The sequence below is a fragment of the Aliiruegeria sabulilitoris genome (assembly GCF_001558155.1).
GTDB lineage: Bacteria > Pseudomonadota > Alphaproteobacteria > Rhodobacterales > Rhodobacteraceae > Tropicimonas > Tropicimonas sabulilitoris.
This window is the reverse complement of the sequence record NZ_LOAS01000047.1, coordinates 1-16,342: the sequence shown is the minus strand read 5'-3', so window position 1 is coordinate 16,342 and position 16,342 is coordinate 1. Positions and strand designations below refer to the sequence as shown.

Annotated in this window: 15 protein-coding genes and 2 pseudogenes; 3 read left to right on the top strand and 14 right to left on the bottom strand. The window is 60.5% G+C overall.

The window, feature by feature from the left end:
• The first annotated feature begins 152 nt into the window (after window positions 1–152).
• The gene (locus AX756_RS23195; RefSeq protein WP_068317841.1) at window positions 153–1,166 is read left to right on the top strand and encodes an IS110 family RNA-guided transposase; all 1,014 of its coding nucleotides are present in this window, start codon (window positions 153–155) and stop codon (window positions 1,164–1,166) included.
• 281 nt (window positions 1,167–1,447) lie between these two features.
• Window positions 1,448–1,705: pseudogene (locus AX756_RS23190) on the top strand (transposase); the annotation flags it as partial.
• Between the two features lie 29 nt (window positions 1,706–1,734).
• Here the strand turns inward: AX756_RS23190 and AX756_RS25325 are convergent.
• Complete coding sequence (locus tag AX756_RS25325) at window positions 1,735–1,953, bottom strand: GDCCVxC domain-containing (seleno)protein (protein WP_082739322.1); 219 nt, start codon at window positions 1,951–1,953, stop codon at window positions 1,735–1,737.
• Window positions 1,954–2,536: 583 nt separating this feature from the next.
• Between AX756_RS25325 and AX756_RS23185 the strand changes: the two genes are divergently transcribed.
• Window positions 2,537–3,706 (top strand): IS5 family transposase, encoded by a 1,170-nt coding sequence (locus tag AX756_RS23185; protein ID WP_068317850.1) that lies wholly within the window; start codon window positions 2,537–2,539, stop codon window positions 3,704–3,706.
• A 210-nt stretch (window positions 3,707–3,916) separates the two neighbouring features.
• On the opposite strand, the gene AX756_RS23180 is transcribed toward AX756_RS23185, so the two are convergent.
• The 13 genes and pseudogenes from AX756_RS23180 to AX756_RS26175 form a co-directional block, all read right to left on the bottom strand.
• Window positions 3,917–5,008: a DUF1214 domain-containing protein gene (locus AX756_RS23180; RefSeq protein WP_197431125.1), complete on the bottom strand. Its 1,092-nt coding sequence runs from the start codon at window positions 5,006–5,008 to the stop codon at window positions 3,917–3,919.
• A 43-nt stretch (window positions 5,009–5,051) separates the two neighbouring features.
• Window positions 5,052–6,479, bottom strand: coding sequence for a DUF1254 domain-containing protein (locus AX756_RS23175; protein WP_068317830.1), 1,428 nt, complete (start codon window positions 6,477–6,479; stop codon window positions 5,052–5,054).
• Window positions 6,480–6,596: 117 nt separating this feature from the next.
• The gene (locus AX756_RS23170) at window positions 6,597–8,084 is read right to left on the bottom strand and encodes a DUF1254 domain-containing protein (RefSeq protein WP_068317826.1); all 1,488 of its coding nucleotides are present in this window, start codon (window positions 8,082–8,084) and stop codon (window positions 6,597–6,599) included.
• A gap of 136 nt (window positions 8,085–8,220) precedes the next feature.
• Window positions 8,221–9,252: a DUF1214 domain-containing protein gene (locus AX756_RS23165; protein WP_197431124.1), complete on the bottom strand. Its 1,032-nt coding sequence runs from the start codon at window positions 9,250–9,252 to the stop codon at window positions 8,221–8,223.
• A 135-nt stretch (window positions 9,253–9,387) separates the two neighbouring features.
• Window positions 9,388–10,452 carry a DUF1214 domain-containing protein gene (locus AX756_RS23160; protein ID WP_197431123.1) on the bottom strand — a complete coding sequence of 355 codons (1,065 nt, stop codon included), beginning with the start codon at window positions 10,450–10,452 and terminating at the stop codon, window positions 9,388–9,390.
• A 101-nt stretch (window positions 10,453–10,553) separates the two neighbouring features.
• Window positions 10,554–10,922, bottom strand: coding sequence for a hypothetical protein (locus tag AX756_RS23155; protein ID WP_068317823.1), 369 nt, complete (start codon window positions 10,920–10,922; stop codon window positions 10,554–10,556).
• A gap of 55 nt (window positions 10,923–10,977) precedes the next feature.
• Window positions 10,978–12,441 (bottom strand): DUF1214 domain-containing protein, encoded by a 1,464-nt coding sequence (locus AX756_RS23150; RefSeq protein ID WP_068317820.1) that lies wholly within the window; start codon window positions 12,439–12,441, stop codon window positions 10,978–10,980.
• A 236-nt stretch (window positions 12,442–12,677) separates the two neighbouring features.
• A complete protein-coding gene (locus AX756_RS23145) occupies window positions 12,678–12,992 on the bottom strand; it encodes an HdeA/HdeB family chaperone (protein WP_068317817.1) in 315 nt (104 codons plus the stop codon).
• 35 nt (window positions 12,993–13,027) lie between these two features.
• The gene (locus tag AX756_RS23140; RefSeq protein WP_068317814.1) at window positions 13,028–13,381 is read right to left on the bottom strand and encodes a YMGG-like glycine zipper-containing protein; all 354 of its coding nucleotides are present in this window, start codon (window positions 13,379–13,381) and stop codon (window positions 13,028–13,030) included.
• Window positions 13,382–13,475: 94 nt separating this feature from the next.
• Window positions 13,476–13,799, bottom strand: a complete 324-nt coding sequence (locus AX756_RS23135) for a hypothetical protein (RefSeq protein ID WP_156461646.1) — start codon at window positions 13,797–13,799, stop codon at window positions 13,476–13,478.
• Window positions 13,800–13,896: 97 nt separating this feature from the next.
• The gene (locus AX756_RS23130) at window positions 13,897–14,109 is read right to left on the bottom strand and encodes a YMGG-like glycine zipper-containing protein (protein WP_068317807.1); all 213 of its coding nucleotides are present in this window, start codon (window positions 14,107–14,109) and stop codon (window positions 13,897–13,899) included.
• Window positions 14,110–14,156: 47 nt separating this feature from the next.
• A complete protein-coding gene (locus AX756_RS23125) occupies window positions 14,157–16,061 on the bottom strand; it encodes a DUF3604 domain-containing protein (protein WP_068317801.1) in 1,905 nt (634 codons plus the stop codon).
• A 28-nt stretch (window positions 16,062–16,089) separates the two neighbouring features.
• Window positions 16,090–16,342, bottom strand: a pseudogene (locus tag AX756_RS26175) (hypothetical protein); the annotation flags it as partial.

The following is a 16,342-nucleotide window of genomic DNA, read 5'->3' as shown; positions in this document are numbered from 1 at the left end:
ATCTCGTCATGGACGATAACCTGCCGGAACCCTTCGTGTTGCTGGCCGAGTTGCCATCGGAGCGCCATTGATGGAGTGGATGGCTCCCGCTCCCGGCATCGCAATGTGCCACATTGGGTGTCATCAACAGAACCCCACGAAGGGAGCCATCCATGACAGAGATTACCACGGTAGGCGTCGATCTCGCCAAGTCCGTCTTCCAGGTCCATGCAGTCGACGGTGAGGGCGCGGTCGTCCTTCGGCGGCAGTTCCGACGGAGCCAGATGCTCGAATTCTTCCAGCGGCTTGCGCCCTGCCTGATCGGCATGGAAGCCTGTGCCGGTGCGCATCACTGGGGGCGCGAGCTCGGTAGGCTCGGGCACAACGTCCGGCTGATGCCGCCTTCCTATGTCAAACCATATGTCCGGCGCGGAAAGACCGACCACGCCGATGCGGAAGCGATCTGCGAAGCGGTGACCCGGCCTTCGATGCGCTTTGTTCCGGTGAAGAGCGAGGAGATCCAGGCGCTGCTCATGACCCACAAGGCGCGTGAATTCTTGGTGCGCCAGTTGACCCAGGTCACCAACGCGATCCGTGCGCATCTGGGCGAGTTCGGCATCGTCGCGCCGAAGGGGATCCACAATGTCAGCCGATTGCTGGAAGCGGGTGAGCGGGCCAAATTGCCCGCCTGTGCCCGCGCGCCGCTTCGGCTTCTTGCCGACCAGTTCTTTGAAACCAGAGACAGGATCGACCAGCTCACGAAGATCATTCGCCTCGAGGCGGCCTCCAGCGACACAGCCAAACGGCTGCAGACCATTCCGGGCATCGGCCCGATCACCGCGACGGCGCTGGCGGCGACTCTTCCGGACGTGACCGGGTTCCGGAGTTCGCGCGATCTCTCGGCCTGGCTCGGGCTGACGCCGAAACCACATTCGAGCGGTGGCAGGGAGAAGCTCGGCCGGATCTCGAAAATGGGCAATCGGTACTTGCGCCGCCTCCTGTATCTCGGGGCGATGGGGGTCATCACCTCGCGGCGACGCGGCCAACCCGGAGAAGACTGGTTGTGGCGCCTCCTGCAGAGAAAGACAGCGAAGCAAGCTGCGATTGCCCTGGCGAACCGCATGGCAAGGATCGTCTGGGCGCTCCTGAGGAATGGTACGGAATACCGGGGCGCTCGCGCGGCCTGAACTGAATGGGGCCGTGGCCCCGAAGAAACGGTGAGGTGCAAGGTGGGATGATGGCCATCTGAAGGACATATCGCAGGGACACCCTGTTCGGACCGGAGCGCCTTCGAGCGCGTGCCATTGATCGGGACCCAAGGCGACCAGCGGACTTTCATCAGGGCGCGCAGACATCGTGCTGCAGATCAGACGCCGAATAAATGGCCGCAACCGACCAGACGCCAGAAACCACGAATAACCTTGCCATGCGGGACCCATCCATAAATGGTCCGAGCGACAATGGCGACGGCTACGATGCTGACAGCATTCGCGACGAGATGCGGGAACGGGCCATTCAACCAGTGATCCCCATGCGGAAGTCGCGAAAGAAGCGTGTTGGCGTTCATCGCCCCCTGTATCGCCTGCGGAACTTGGTGGAGAGATGCTTCAACAAGCTCAAGAATGCACGCCGCGGCGCGACCCGCTACGACAAAACGGCTGAAAGCTTCCTCGGCTTCATCGACATCACATCAATCCGCCTCTGGCTCCGCCATTTGTCAACATGACCTAGGCAATTCCGCGCGGCGTTGCAATATCACCCGCAGCAGCCGGCACCCTTTTGTACTGGGGGGCACGGCACCGTCCCATAGGAGCAAAAAACATAAAAATCGCCGGGCAATGGTTTCAGCACCATTCGGCATGCCTTGCACTCGTCGAACCACAGGCAGCTGTCAGTCGGCATGGTCTCGATTTCTGAATAGCCAAATTCCGGACAGGTGATGGTGCTTTCTAACTTGATGTCGTCGTCGGTCACGTCGTGTCACACGGTCTCGTCGAAGTGTTTTCAACTTTCCTTCCTTGATCAGAAGAGGTCAAACTTGGGAGTTGTCAGACAATTTCGAACCCGTCTTTGCTAATCGGGTTGCATCTGTGAAGTCCTTCAGGCGGATTTACCGCGCTGGCATCTGTATCTGGGCCGGGTTTACTCTTCGCTCCCTGGTCGACGCACCTGTCTGAACAGGGACCGCTACAAGTTGGGACCAGAACAGGGTCGATGCATCAATCTCTAAGGCATCGTGCTTTCCACGACCTTCTGTGGAAGCAACAACGAGTTCGGCGATGTCGCCGCGCCCTGCGTCCTGCCGGACACATCCGCCGTCGCGGATCCTGTTTTCACGTTCGCTTGTTCATCCTTTCATTCCTTAATCTCTCAGGCAACGGCTGCGCCGCCGATGCCAGCACGGCTCACCTGGAAATCCGGTCCATCGGTCCATACATCATCACCGCCAGGCGGATGATCTCTCGGCTCGTCTTTAACAGGGTGCTGAAGAAGTCGGCGCTCGACCCGGTTTGCAGAACATGATTCACCTTCGGCAGTGCGAATGCGGGTGGTGATGATGCGCGGGACGGACGAGACGAGCGGGTCGCTGTTTAGCTATGTCGATCTGGAGGAGCGCATCCCGGCGCGGCATCCGCTACGCAAGATCCGTCAGGTGGTGAACGAGGCGCTGGCTAGTCTCGATGCCGAGTTCGAGGCGCTCTACACCGACTTTGGCCGTCCCTCGATCCCGCCGGAGCGGCTGATCCGGGCGAGCCTGATCCAGATCCTGTTCTCGATCCGCTCCGAGCGCCAGCTCATGGAGCAGATGCTGTACAATCTGCTGTTCCGCTGGTTCGTTGGCCTCGGGATCGATGACCCGGTCTGGGTGCCGACCGTCTTCACCAAGAACCGCGACCGGCTGCTGACGACGGAAATGTCGCGCAAGGTGATGGCGGCAATCCTGGCGCATCGCGAAGTCGCGCCGCTGCTGTCGGACGATCACTTCTCGGTCGATGGCACGCTGGTCAAGGCATGGGCCTCGATGAAGAGCTTCCAGCCGAAGGCGGGCGACACGCCGCCGGATGACGACCCGGGCAACCCGCCAGGACCCGATGCGCCGGCCAAGGACCACCCCGACCAGACCCGAACCGAGACCGACACTATGACCCGCCCCAACCACCAGAACCGCAATGCTGAAGTCGACTTCCGGGGCGAGAAGCGGTCCAACGCCACCCATACCTCGACCACCGACCCCGATGCGCGGCTCTACAAGAAGTCCCCCGGCACCGGCGCCGTGCTCTGCTTCATCGACCATGCGCTGATGGAGAACCGAAACGGACTGATCGTGCAGGGAGACCTGACACAGGCAGACGGCCATGCCGAACGGCGTGCCGCACTGGACATGATCCACCGCCACTCCCCAGGATCGACCCGGCAACTGACGCTGGGCGCGGACAAGGGCTTCGATGCTGCCGAGTTCGTCGCCGATCTGCGCCAGGCCTGCGTCACCCCACATGTCGCCCAGAAATCGAGATATTCAGCGATTGACGGCCGCACCACCCGGCACGACGGCTACACCAAGTCACAACGGAACCGCAAACGCATTGAGGAGGCCTTTGGCTGGGCCAAAACTGTCGGCGGCATGGCCCAGACCGTCTATCGTGGCCTCGAACGGGTGCGCTCCCGCTTCATCCTGACAATGGCGGCCAACAACCTCGCCCGGTTGCCCCGGCTGCTCGCCGCATGACGATGGAAAGCCGCCTCAGGCACCCATACCGCTTGCCTCGTCCAACACGACGCTGAACGCCAAAGCCCATGCAGAAGAGAAACCGTTCCACCCCGCAGACTTCTTCAGCGGCCTGTTAAGTATTTGAGCGGGTCAGGTTTCATCATCCCGGGTAGCTACTCAGCCCCCTGTCCCGCCGCAAGCCAAGTTCCCTTGACATCGCCAGCCGGGCTAATGCGCTTTCACTGGTTTTGGCATAGTCCATTCACCGGTCTGGATCGCCTCGCCCGGCAGGTAGTATCGAGCGGAAATGTCGAATGCTCCTTCGGGCACATAGAGACAATTGATGTCCGCTTCCGTGCACTTTGTCTTGAACAGAAACGTGACCGTACCATCGCCGTTCTTTTCCGCCATCGTGTTGTTGATATGGTAGCGATCGTCCGGATTGTCGAAGAACCGGCCCGTTGACGTGTCATAGACCGTGACGGACCAAAAGGCGTCCACCCGCGGCTCGGCCGTCTTGATCGTGTAGGGGCCATTCGCTCCAACCAGCGGGTCACCATTCTCGTCGGAGAAAAAGGCTTCATAGGCGCTGTGAGACGGCACCGGACCACCCCATGCATGCTTGGCGCTGGCGGCTAACAGCAGGTAGGACACTTTGTCCGGGACGTCACCGGGACCGGCGACCATGTCCCGGAAGGGTACGGTCTTCATCACCTCGTCCATTTGGGCTTCGGCTGTCTCGACCGTCTGCTCGTCGAATTCACTCAGCAGGTCGAGCGGCTCTATCGACGAAATCTCCGGCCCGGAGATCCCGATACCCCTGTGCACTGCCTCTGCCCTGGCGACGTCCTCCGGGTCGTGCGGATCTTTGACTTCGATCCGAACCACGACAGGAACAAGTTTCGACGGGGCTTCGATCAACTCCCCCTCGGCAGATTCCGGCCTTTCACCATAATAGAGCACGTAGCTGCCCTCGGGCCGAATGATATTGCGGAAATTGACATTGCGGTCATCCATCAACTGGAAAGAACTGAAGCGATCAGGATCGGCATTTTCCGAGGTCAGAACGACCGGTCCTCGGGACAGATCCGCATAGGCCTGCTTGTAGAACGTATCGTTGTTCATGCGAACAACCATATCTTCCCCGGCCTTGAAAATAACAGGCTCCGCGCCGGCCGCCCATGCATTGAGTTTCGCCGGATCGCCGCCTGTCTGGCTCATCATGTAGTTGAACGTCTCCTGGTAGGGCAGACGCCTGAGGTATTCATTGACCGCGTCGCTCTGGGCCATCGCGTGAATCGGAGCGCTGCCTGCCGCCATCGCAAAAGCCAGTGTTAGGAAAATACGCATTTTCTTTCCTCCTTTAGTTGGCCAACTGTACGGCTGGCGGCACCCAGCTTTCGTTCAGGACCGCTTCGCCCGGGACGTAGAGCCTCAGCGCCAATTTGAACGGTCCATTCCCAGGGGCCGGAAGCCAGTTGGCCTCCTTCTCGTCTCCCGGCGTTTCGGCCTGAATGTATATGGTCAGCGATCCGTCCGGGTTGGGCGTCATCCCGCTTCGATCCCCGATCGCGTATCGATTCAGAGGGTTGTCCACCAGATACCCTTCGAGATCGTACATCGTCATGGACCAGAAGGCGGCCGCTGGGGGCCAGGCCCCTTCGGCGAAGGTCAGGGTATATGCGTGCTCGCCGGTCAATGGATTGCCGTCGGCGTCCAGCAACGTCAGGGGATAAAAGGCGTCCTCGATCAGGTTTCCGCCGATACCGACAAATGTCCACGCCGCGCGATAAGCATAGCGTGTCCCGAACCGCCCCATGTCGTAGGTCAGGCCCCAGTTGTTGACCAGCTTGCCAAGTTGTCGGGATTCCTCTGCCAGCGCGACCTTCGCATCAGCGACGCCTTCGTCAACCCCGGTCCGCAGATCGTCGCTCATCTCAGCGGTCGAGAACGGCGCGCCGGGTTCGATGCCCAGCGGGCGCAGTTTCTCCAACATTGGCGCATCGTCGGCGTAGGGCGGATTGGTCGCCAGAAGTCGATTGAGGTTGCTGAAGAACTCCTCGGAGCTGAGCGCCAGCACCTGATCGTTGACCAGCGTCTCACCATCGACGCCCGCCTTGAGCGGGACGTCGGACGGGGGCGTATAGGGCCGCCCCCATGCCGAGAGCGGCGCCAGCCTGTAGTTGTCCTGAATGGCGTTGACGAGGTCATATTCCTCGGCCCCGGAGCAATACGTGCGCCCGCCAATCCCGGCGAGGTTGGTCGGGCTGCGCAGCACTTCCAACCCCTCGGGAACAGGCCCGTCCCAGTCCGGACCCGCGATCAGGAAGTCATGCGGCCTGTCACCATCGTGCGTGCGTGATCCCGGAGCCGCCGGCACCCCGTTCCAGGCATCGACGATCTGCATCACCCAGTAGCGGTCCCCCATCGCTGGGACGGACAGCACCAGAGGCTCGTCCGAAAGGTCGATCCAGCTCAGTGAATAGAGGTTGTCGACGTTGAATCCGACGATCGACCGGTTCGAGGCGTCGATGAACTGCCGGTAGTGTACAAACTGGTTGACCGGCGCCTTGGCCGCTCCGGGCTTGGTCACATGGGTCAGAAAGTCGGCCTGGATCTCGAACATCACCAGTGGCATTCCGAAGAGCCATGCGTCCTTTGCCAGGGCTCGTGCTTCTTCCGGCGTCAACTCTGTCTCTGCAAGGGACCGGGTCGCCGGAAGAACGACGTTTGTCACAGTAACGACTGCAAGCAGCGCAGACGCGAGCAGGCCACGATAGAAATTCCGCATGTTGAAGCCTCCATTACATTACAATGGGAAAGCAGATGATTTCCCGGAATTGAGCGCCCCCCACGATCCGCAACCTCGCCGGGGCGCCTCCTGGCGTTCGATGTCTCATCCGACACATCATTCGACACGCACGATGCCAGGCATGTTGTATCTGCCATCAATGAGCGAGGAATAAGGACCGTAGAACCGGGCGGTGAACTGGAAGTCTCCCTCCGGCGCAGGCAGCCAGTTCTGCCGCTGCAAAGGATCCTCGGGTTCCTCGGTCTGAATATAGATGACGAGCTTGCCGCCTTCGGTTTGCAGCTTCCCGCGTTCCAGCATGTAGCTGTTGAGCGAATAGCGGTCGATCGGGTTGTCCACGAAGTAGCCTTCGTTGTCGTAAAGGGGAATCTCCCAGAACTCCGTCACCGGAGGCATGTCTTGCAGATCGAAGGTGAGCGTGTAGCGGTGCGCGCCGGTCAACCGGTCCCCGTTGGAATCCGTCATGCAGAACGTGCCGATATGGGACCTTGATGGAACCGGCGCCAGCACGGCGATCAACCCGTAGTAGGCCCGTTGCCGCCAGTTCGTGTCCTTGTAGTCAAGGTCACTCGTGAAATCCCAGCCGTTCCGCATGACGCCGGTTCCCGTCTCCGCAACCGCAAGGGCATCGGCACGGCCCTGTTCGATCCCGTCCGAGATGGCAGCAATAATCTCCGGGGTAAGCGTCTCCGGATCAAAGGTCATTCCCGGCTTGAGCCCGAGACGCGCGAACCGCTCAAGGGCGAGAATTTCCTGATGTCCGTCCTCCTGCAACGTGAAGGTCGGGTCGGCGAGCACCAGACCCACCCAACGCAGAAAATCAACGCCTGCAAGACGCGCCGGTTCCACGATGGTCTCCATGCCGGGATAGGTCGGATAGTCGGCTTTTGTCTCCGGCACATCATCGGGACGTACATCCGTCCGGCCCGCCGCGATCCAGTCGCTGAGCGACATTACGGTGAAGCCGTCCTGAATTGAATTGACCACTGCCAACTCTTCTTGGGTGTCATCGGTCAGCGCCACGCGCCCCAGGATACCCGCGAAGTCCGAAGCCGACTGTACAATCTCTTCGCCGACGAACCCGTCCGGAAACTCCCCGCTCCAGTTCGGCCCGATGAGCAGGCGCCGCACTTGGCCCGGCGCATTGAACTGGCTGCCGATCATGTGCCACCAGCGGGCATAATTGTCGTAGAACTGCAGGCTCCAATAATGATCGCGGATGTCCGGGGTGGTGATCACCACCGGCTCTTTCGACAAATCGAGCATCGCGTTGCCGTAAAGCGTGGTCGCATTGGGCGTGGTCGCGATCCGGGGCAATGCCTTGAGCGGCGTCCTGTTCCAGTTCAGGCGGTTGATGCCATAATTCAGCGGGCTTTGTTCGTTCTGCGCAAAGTTGTAGCGCAGGTGATAGAGGGCGACCGGGTGCATGCCCCAGAGGAAGACCTCCCTGCCGATCTCGCGCGCCTCATCGGTGGTCAGGTCCTGAGCAGCCTGAGCCTGCGCTCCTTCGGGGCGCGCTCCGACCACAGCAGCTGCGGTCAGGCCAGTGAACGACGCGACGATTTGCCTGCGGGTCGGTTTCATGACGAGTTCCCTTTCTGATGTTTCGGGTATCGCTCGGCGTTGCTGGATCACCAACTGGCTGGGCATTTGAAGGCTTTCGGATCGCCCGAGAAGCCAAGACTATCTCTCGTAAGACGTCTTTTCAGATACTTGCGCTCTACTGGACCGGCTCGACTGTCGGAAAGGTCCATGATCCATCGAGAACTTCGGCCCTAGGCTGGTAGAGCCGCACGGTATAATTCCAGCCGTCAGCAATCGGCAGGTGGTTGTCGCTTTCAGGGTCACCGCCGAGATGGATGGTGACAGAACCGTCGGCGTTCGGCGTGCCTGTGATGCTGTTGACGCTGTAGGCGCCAAGCTCGTTCTCTTCAAAGAAGCCGTCACGATTGTAGACACTGACTGACCAGAAGGCGTCGACCGGCACATCCCGGACGTTCAGCGCATAGGCACCGACCGGAAGGTTGGGTTCAACGTTGAGATAGAATGCCTCATGCTCGGGGAGACCAGCCCACCCCCAGGCGGTGCCCAGAAGGTGGCGCACTGCGTCCACGTCCTCCTTCTTGCCGAATGTCCGGCGGGCGTCGGGTACCCCTCTTCCCAGTTCCAACAAGGGTTCATAGGTGGCCTTGTAGCTTTCGGTGTCATAGGCCGGATGCGAATAGGGTTGCGCCGAGTTTGCCTCGATCACGTAGAGATCCTGAAGCGCATTGGCCGCCCGGATGTCATCGGGATCCGATGCGTCCACAAGAGTGCGGGCCGCCAACAGAACGTAGGGCGTATCGAACTCCTCGATGGACAGCTCATGGGTACCCGGTTCATGAAAGATCCGGTTCACATAGTGATCTTCGTTGACGACCATCACCGACACGTAACGATCGCCGGTGTCCGGAAGGATCAGCCTCGCACCTTCGCTGATGTCGACGATCGCCCCGCTGTAGAGCGTGTCGCGGTTCATGCGGATCACGGACTGGTTGTCGATCGGTGCGGGTTCCCTGAAGTGGTACCAGGCGTTGACACCACCTGTTAGTCCCAATGAGCGATCGAATTGGTCAGCCGTTTCGGCCCGGACGAAATTGTCGACATTGACGACAACGCCGTCGGCGGCCGAGGCAATCCCCGGCATTATGAAAAGAGTAGCAGCGATGGTGAACGCGTTGCGAAATTGACGAAGGTCGAAGGTACTGATCATATCTCGGTTTCCCTGAACTCTTTTTAGCGGCGCCATTTCAGCGGCACCCTGCTGGACACGAAATCCGACCGAATAAAGGGCCGGTTCCCATGCCTTCCGGTTTTTTCTCGATCCGCTCCGGGGAACGACCGGCCATCATTTGACCGGCTCCGCAGGCGGAAAGGACCATTCCCCATCCAGTATTTCCCGGCCGGGGCGGTACATTCGAACGATGTAATTCCAGCCTTCCATGATCGGCAGACAGTTCACCCGGTCGTCGTCGCATTTTCCGAGGTGCACCGTCATGGAGCCGTCGTCGTTGCGCCTGCCCGTCACGCTGTTCACGTTGTAGGCGTCGCGGGCATTCGGCTCGAAGAAGCCTTTGGCGTTGTAGAGGCTGATCGACCAGAACGCGTCGACAGGCACGTCGGGCGGGACCTCGATCTTGTATGCGCCCACAGGCAGGCCCGGATCGACATGCAGATAGTTGGCTTCGGTTTCCGGCAGACCGCCCCAGCCAAGTGCCGTGCCGAGCAGATGGCGGATGGGATCGGTTGTTTGCCTCGAACCGAAGGTACCGACGCTGTCTGAGGGAACGAAGCCTCCAAGCGGCAGCAAGGCCGAGACCATCGCAGAGAGCCTTTCCCTGTCATACTCCGGATGGGTAAAAGGGTTCGACGAGGCGGCTTCGATCGCAAATTGATCCTGTATCGCATTCACTGCCGCGACGTCTTCGGGATCTGCGGCATCCACGAGCGTCCTGACATACACGATGACATACGGCGTATCGAAGCGCTCCATGTCGAGCATGTAGGTACCGCCACCGCTGAACACCTCGTTGATGTAGTGATCCTGATTGACAATCATCGCGGTCATGTACCGCGCGCCGACGTCAGGCAGCGTCAGGGTCGCGCCTTGGCTGATGTCCACGACGGCCGTGCTGTAGAGCGTGTCCCGGTTCATCCGGATCGTTGGCTGATTTTCGACCGGAGTCGGCTGCCGAAAATGATAAAACCGGTTCACGCCACCCGCGAGCGCAAGGTATTTCTCCAGCTCTATGTCTGTCGCCGCACGGACGAAGTTGTCGATGGTAATGGGTACAGCAGCCGGGCCGGCAACAACACCTGTTGTGTCCGAACCTTCTTGCGCATCCGCGCTGTTAAACGCGCCGGGCAGGCACATGCATAAAGACGAGACAGCCAAGCATAAAAACCATCTCATTGGATCTCCTCCCTAGAAAGCGAAAGCATATGGCGTTTTGATCGGTTGCGCCTTGATCTAAATCTGCCGAAAAGCAAAAACCTCGCCGGCGGCCTCGCGGTTCACCGTAGAAGCTCCGATACGATGCCGATCGCCTCAAGCACTGTGGCTGTGTCACGGGCAACCCGGTAGACCTCGTCGTCGTACCGCACATAGCCCTGGCCCGGCATCAGCGGCGGAAGGCGCCAGCGGTCGTAGTCGTCGATCCAGATGTAGTCGCCGGAGAGTTTGTCCCCCTTGCGATAGATCTTCTTGTACTGTCCGGGCGGCATCCCACCTGGCTTCTTGGCCAAACCGGGCGGGGTCCCTTTGGCCTTGCCTGGCGGGCTGATATAGGCCTTTCCGGGCTTCTTGTTGTCCGCAATCGCGGGCGCCGCCAACGCCGTCAGGGCGACGGACAAGGCCAGTATGAGTGTGGTTCTTGTGGTCATGATCATCCTCCGACTAAATCCGGTTCCCCTGAAATGACGGGACGTTCCGGCAAAGTCAGTTAAGTTTGCGCGCGACTGGCGGCGTCCAGGTGGCGAACCGCTCCAGATCTGGGGAATAGAGGCGCATGGTGACGTCGATGTCATAGTCACCCCGGTTTATCGGGAGCCAGTTTTCGTCTGGAACGCCGGCGGGTTGCTCAGCCGAGATCACAATCCGGATTCCGCCATCAGCATCCGGCTTGTACCCTGCATTCTCGCCCACGCTGTATTTGAACCGGTCATTCGGGATGAAGAACCCGTTTTCGTTGTCATAGAGGGTCGCCGACCAGAACGCATTCGCCGGCGGCAACGCGTCCGCGCGCATCACTAACTCGTAATCGTGCATGGCGTTCATTGGGGCGCCGTCTTCGGTCGAGACCTGCGGATAGACTGCCTCGACTGCCGGTTGCCCGATCGGTCCCACGACGGACTGGGTGACGAGCGTTTCAAGGGTCATTTGTCCTTTCGGCAAAAAGAGACGTGTGACGTTGTTCCGAGTGAAGTCCTCGTCCTGCATGCGTTCTAGTGCGGCCACCGCAGTCCGCTGTGCCGCCGCCCGTACCGCCTCCCCGTCGAGGACCATTGTCGAATCGGGATCGAATTCCTGTCCCGGCACGACGCCCAACGGCGCGTATACGGCAAGAAGGGCCGCGTCGAGTTCGTCATCGGGATCAAATGTTATATGGTTGAAGACGAACTGCATGACCTCCAGAAGCCGGTCCTCAAAGATCTCGAAATCGGAGCCGAACGGCGGGAACCGCGCAAGATCCTCTTTCAATGTCAGGTTCCGACCGACACCCGGCGGTGACCCCCACAAGACGAAGCCGGTTTCGGGCGACTCATCGCCGAGATACTCGGAAAGAGGCATCACCTCGATGCTCTCCATAGCAGCGATGTTTCCCATCATTCGCTCTGGCTCGGAAGCGTGCGGCATGACGCGGAATACGGCACTGACGAAATCCCCCGAGACCTCGATGACCCTGTCGATGCCATCGACGGGCGCTCCTTCGTAGCCCGGCGTTCGCGCGCTGAAAAACAGGAGTTTTTCCGGCCGATCGAAATCGCCCAGCCGTGTCGACATTGGAATGTTCACGTAGTGGTCATAGCCCGTGACCATCAGCGAGACGTAGCTCGAATCGAAGGTGGGGATTTCCATCACCATGGGAAATTCCGTCACGTCGATCATGGCGCCGACGTAGAGCGTGTCGTTGTTTGGCCGTGCGATCGCCTGAACGGTGTGATCGGCCAGCGCCGTATTTGCTTTGACCCTGTTGTATCCGCTCGACGTCATCGGGTTGGATTGGTCCAGCGCCATCTTGTTGTTCACATTGAACATGGCGACGTATTGGTAGGAGCGCTGCACGAGTTCGTCGAGTTGCTCCGCAGACAGGGTGACGGGGCTGCCAACCTGCGCGAGTGCCAAGCTCGGAGCGGCGAGAAAAGCACCGGTGGCCAAGGCGTACGAGATTTTTCCAAGCATTTCTGCCTCCCTTGTTACGGCACTGTCGCTTCTTGCTGACGCACCGCTCTCAAGCCAGATTACGCCAGCTTGAATGATCACAATGCGGTCGTCTTGTTGGGGCGCCGGTACGAGGTACTGTTACCCGGCGCCCCTCCTGTCCTGAATTTCGAGGCATGTTTTGCCTAGATGGCTATCTGCTCGTCCAGGATTAGGTGAGTGTTCGAACGCAGGCCAATGGGCTTGTGTTCGTTTTCTTAGCCCCGCGCGGCTTCGAAGGCGGCCAGCAAGGGTTGATCCGGGGTGCTAATGCAGGATTCCAGAACGGCATCGGTCGCCGCCGTAAGGGCGGGCGTGTCAAACGTCATCTCCGCCATCTTGCCGCTCATGAAGCCGTGCATGTAGACGAGGACAAAATCCCGTTCCTCCCCGCCGCGCATCAGCAGATCGCGGCAGGTGAACTCCTCGACCTGCCAGATGCCGTCGCCGTCAGTGTCCTGGGCGATGGCGCCGCCACCGACAACGCAAAGCAGCGCGGCAGCGATCGGTCCTGTTACGAACTTGATCTTCATGGTCTTCCTTTCCAATGATTTCGGTCTCACTGCGGTCACTGGTAGATCACGCCGCTCAGACAACCGTGGTAGTACTTGTTGTAGAGATTGTTGCGCTCCGCTGCGCCAGCCACGCCACCGACGACGGCACCGACGCTGGCTCCCTTCTGCCGGGAACTCAGCTTGCCGTCAGCAATATGGCCAATGGCCGTTCCGGCGGCGGCGCCAGCGACAGCGCCGCCAACAGCGCCGCCCGATTTCTTGTAGGAGCGCTCGCGCGCGTAGGCGTCGCAATATTGCGGCGTGAACTGCGACTGAGCCTGAGCGTCGGCCGGCTGCGGGGCGATCGGCCCCCCAAGCAAAAGCAGCGTCGCAAAAACGGTCGCCGGTATTCGGATAAAAATCGACATTCTTTACTCATCTCCCTCAGTTGCTGCCCCTGCCGTCGAAGCGGAAGGGAATATCATCCCTGGCCCGCAAGGGTTGCGAGCGTTGGAGCCGATGTCAGTCGAAGGCATCCTTGACAGCAGTGTCGACAGCCCCGGCGAGCAAAGCGTCCGGGTCCGCTTCGCACGCCTCCTCCAGGGCCTCGGTGAACTCGTCCTTCAGGCCTTCGCGTTCGGCTTCGTCCGGAACCGCCTGCAGGACATCGATTTCGCGGTTGAAAAGCGAGACCGCCGCCATCAAGCGGACAATTTCTGCAACCTTTTCTTCATCGTCGCCGTAGTTCGCGATCATGCTTTCACAGCTGTGGTGCATATACGGCATGGCCGCATCGAGGATGCGATCCATTTCTTCGTCGGCCTGTGCCATGCCGCCGAGCGCCACGACACATCCGACAACGATTGCGGACATTCTAAAAGAAATCGGCATTTTGACCCTCCCCAGGTCATTGGAAAAACCAGTCGGTGCAGGTTCCGGTCACCTACTTCGTGTACCCGGCGATAGCCCCCACCACGGCGCCCGCGGTTGCCCCGTTCTTGCCACCGACGAGATAGCCAACGCCGGTTCCGACAACTGCACCGGTCATGGTGTTGTGCACCCGTTTGCGGTCGGCATCCGCCGGGCCGGAAAAGGACAGGCTCGCCACCACGGCCAGCATGAGGGTTGCCGCTATTTGCTTTCGAAGCTGGATCATTTCAGTTCCTCCTTTTTTCGGTGTGCAGTCCTTGCGCGGGCCCAGGATCACGGCGTGTACCAGATCGGCGATGTGTAGGCGCGCTCCTGGTGGGTTGGCTCCACGAAGTCGGGCATTTCGAGGCCGAAGAAGACCGCGTCGTAGGTGGTCCAGCGAGGGGTCGGGATTTCGAGCACGCGGACATAATAAAAGGCACGTAGGGCCGGCTCGAAGTCGGGATCCTGCCAATAGGTTTCAAGGAAAGGCGCGCCGATGGCATTGGTGTAGGTCGCCGTGCTCACGTCCACGGTGTTGCCCACGTCGCCGTCGCAGGCGCCGTCGTTGATCGCACGTCCGCCCGAGCAGGCCACGTCATAGACCCGCTCCTGCGCCTCGCCAGCGGCATCGATCCAGCCTTTGACAACTTGCACCCGGTCGATGTTGGCTCCATCCGGATCGCGCAGGGCCCGGATCAGCATGCCCGGCGCGTCGCCCTCACCGAGTCCGGTCAGGTCACCACCCATTGGGATTCCATTGTCATAGCCGTAGGTCACGAAGTCGGAGCGTGCGAGGTCATCAGCGCCAAACTCCGTACCGGCAAAAACCCGAACGCGCAGACGTGTGCCAGTCGTGGCATAAACTTCCTTGTTGTTGAGTGCGTCCCAGATCGCCTCGCGAGTGTTTTCACGCGCCCAGACAGCGGCGAGGCCGGAAGCAAGGGCGATGCCGTGTAGTTGATCGTCGTTAGGATCGTCGGGCGTGCTACGGCCGGTGATCGCCTCCTCCAGACGAATGGGATCCGCCGAGGGTTCCACCGCCGGCGCCTTGCCGAAGAAGTTGTCCTCCTGCGTCGTCGCGAGGCCGGTATGGGAATCCGACGAGCCGATCATGCCGAACTTGAACGGGTTGGCGCCAAGCTCGGCCTCATAGGCCATGCCGCGCTTCAGCGCCGCGCGCGCGTATTCTCGTGGCAGCATGTCGGGCGTCTTCAACTCCGGCCCGAAACTGCCGACATCCCACGTGCCGTAGTCGGCGAAGGCGTCATCAGGTGAGAGCATCGGATGGGCTTCAGCGTCGCCCTTGATCTGGGTGACCTCGTAGATCGGTTCCCACCGCATCCGCCGTTCGGCATAATCGGCGTCAAGCGGGGTCTTGTCCGTCTGGGTCACGTCGTCGAACATCAGGCCATTCGACAGGTTGCCGCCATGCGGGATGGCCAGTACCTGTCCGCCGGTCTCGGCCTCGTAGCGCTCCATCCAGGCCCAGAGGTCCTCGGGGTCGTCGCTATCATAGGCACTGAAGGGAACGACCTGATTGGCCTCCGCCTTGCCATCCCGGAAGATGACATTGCGGTGCAGGTTGTTGCCGTCCGGACCGGAGGTCCATTCATAGCCGATCAGGGCAGTGAACGCGCCGGGGTCGTTGTGCTGTTCGGCGGCGTCGGTCATGCGCTCCCACATCGTCTTCATGAGCGCGGTCTCGATCAATGGATCGCCGGCATCTGGATTGAATGCAAAGGCATCGGCCCAATACAGATAAGCTTTGTCCTTGGCATCCTTGCTCCGGGGCGCAAAGACCTCGCGCAGCCCTTCGGCCCAGTCATTGCCCTCGAGTATCGGGCTGTCTTCGTCGAGCGCGATATATAGGCCGAGGTTCTCCGCATGGTCGGCAACAACCAGGAAGTCCAGCGGTCGCTGCAGGCGCGCCGGGATGCCGTTCGACGACGTGACGACCTGCCCCTTGGCAAAGCGATAGGCGTCGTCGGGCGTGGTCGTGGCGCCGACCAGGCCTGCATCGGCGGAATAGGCGGTGTGCAGATGGGTGTCGCCGAACAGCACCTGGTCGGGGTAGTCGTGCTGCAGATACGGCGAGAATTCCGTATCTGCATTGGGCGAGAGCGTGCCAACGTCCTGGGCCTGCACCGGGATGGCAAGGGTGGCGCCAGCGAGAGCGGCGAGGGTCAGGTTTCGCATGGCGCGTCTCCTTTTGCTTGCCTAGGGTCTAGTTCGACATTGCTGTCTGGCATTCCCGCAGCGCTTCCAGCGCGGCCTTCGTGCCGGTCAGGTCGATATCGTACGCCCGATCCGTTTCGGGATTGACGGTCATCGTCTGCAGGTTCGCGATGTCGTCGATGAACTTGGCTCTGTTGGCGACGGCGTAGCCACCGAAGTAGCCGTCTCTCTCAGCGCCGACGGCATCGCCACCGTAGACCGTTTCTCCGAGTTGGAACTGGACATGGCGCTTTTCATCCGGC

What these genes read in the sequence shown, in the direction of transcription:
- AX756_RS23130 (WP_068317807.1), bottom strand. Translation starts at nt 14,109, where the DNA reads ATGATCCAGCTTCGAAAGCAAATAGCGGCAACCCTCATGCTGGCCGTG.
- AX756_RS23125 (WP_068317801.1), bottom strand. Translation starts at nt 16,061, where the DNA reads ATGCGAAACCTGACCCTCGCCGCTCTCGCTGGCGCCACCCTTGCCATC.
- AX756_RS23150 (WP_068317820.1), bottom strand. Translation starts at nt 12,441, where the DNA reads ATGCTTGGAAAAATCTCGTACGCCTTGGCCACCGGTGCTTTTCTCGCC.
- AX756_RS23180 (WP_197431125.1), bottom strand. Translation starts at nt 5,008, where the DNA reads ATGGCGGCAGGCAGCGCTCCGATTCACGCGATGGCCCAGAGCGACGCG.
- AX756_RS23155 (WP_068317823.1), bottom strand. Translation starts at nt 10,922, where the DNA reads ATGACCACAAGAACCACACTCATACTGGCCTTGTCCGTCGCCCTGACG.
- AX756_RS23160 (WP_197431123.1), bottom strand. Translation starts at nt 10,452, where the DNA reads ATGAGATGGTTTTTATGCTTGGCTGTCTCGTCTTTATGCATGTGCCTG.
- AX756_RS23140 (WP_068317814.1), bottom strand. Translation starts at nt 13,381, where the DNA reads ATGTCGATTTTTATCCGAATACCGGCGACCGTTTTTGCGACGCTGCTT.
- AX756_RS23175 (WP_068317830.1), bottom strand. Translation starts at nt 6,479, where the DNA reads ATGCGGAATTTCTATCGTGGCCTGCTCGCGTCTGCGCTGCTTGCAGTC.
- AX756_RS23165 (WP_197431124.1), bottom strand. Translation starts at nt 9,252, where the DNA reads ATGATCAGTACCTTCGACCTTCGTCAATTTCGCAACGCGTTCACCATC.
- AX756_RS23145 (WP_068317817.1), bottom strand. Translation starts at nt 12,992, where the DNA reads ATGAAGATCAAGTTCGTAACAGGACCGATCGCTGCCGCGCTGCTTTGC.
- AX756_RS23195 (WP_068317841.1), top strand. Translation starts at nt 153, where the DNA reads ATGACAGAGATTACCACGGTAGGCGTCGATCTCGCCAAGTCCGTCTTC.
- AX756_RS23185 (WP_068317850.1), top strand. Translation starts at nt 2,537, where the DNA reads ATGCGCGGGACGGACGAGACGAGCGGGTCGCTGTTTAGCTATGTCGAT.
- AX756_RS23170 (WP_068317826.1), bottom strand. Translation starts at nt 8,084, where the DNA reads ATGAAACCGACCCGCAGGCAAATCGTCGCGTCGTTCACTGGCCTGACC.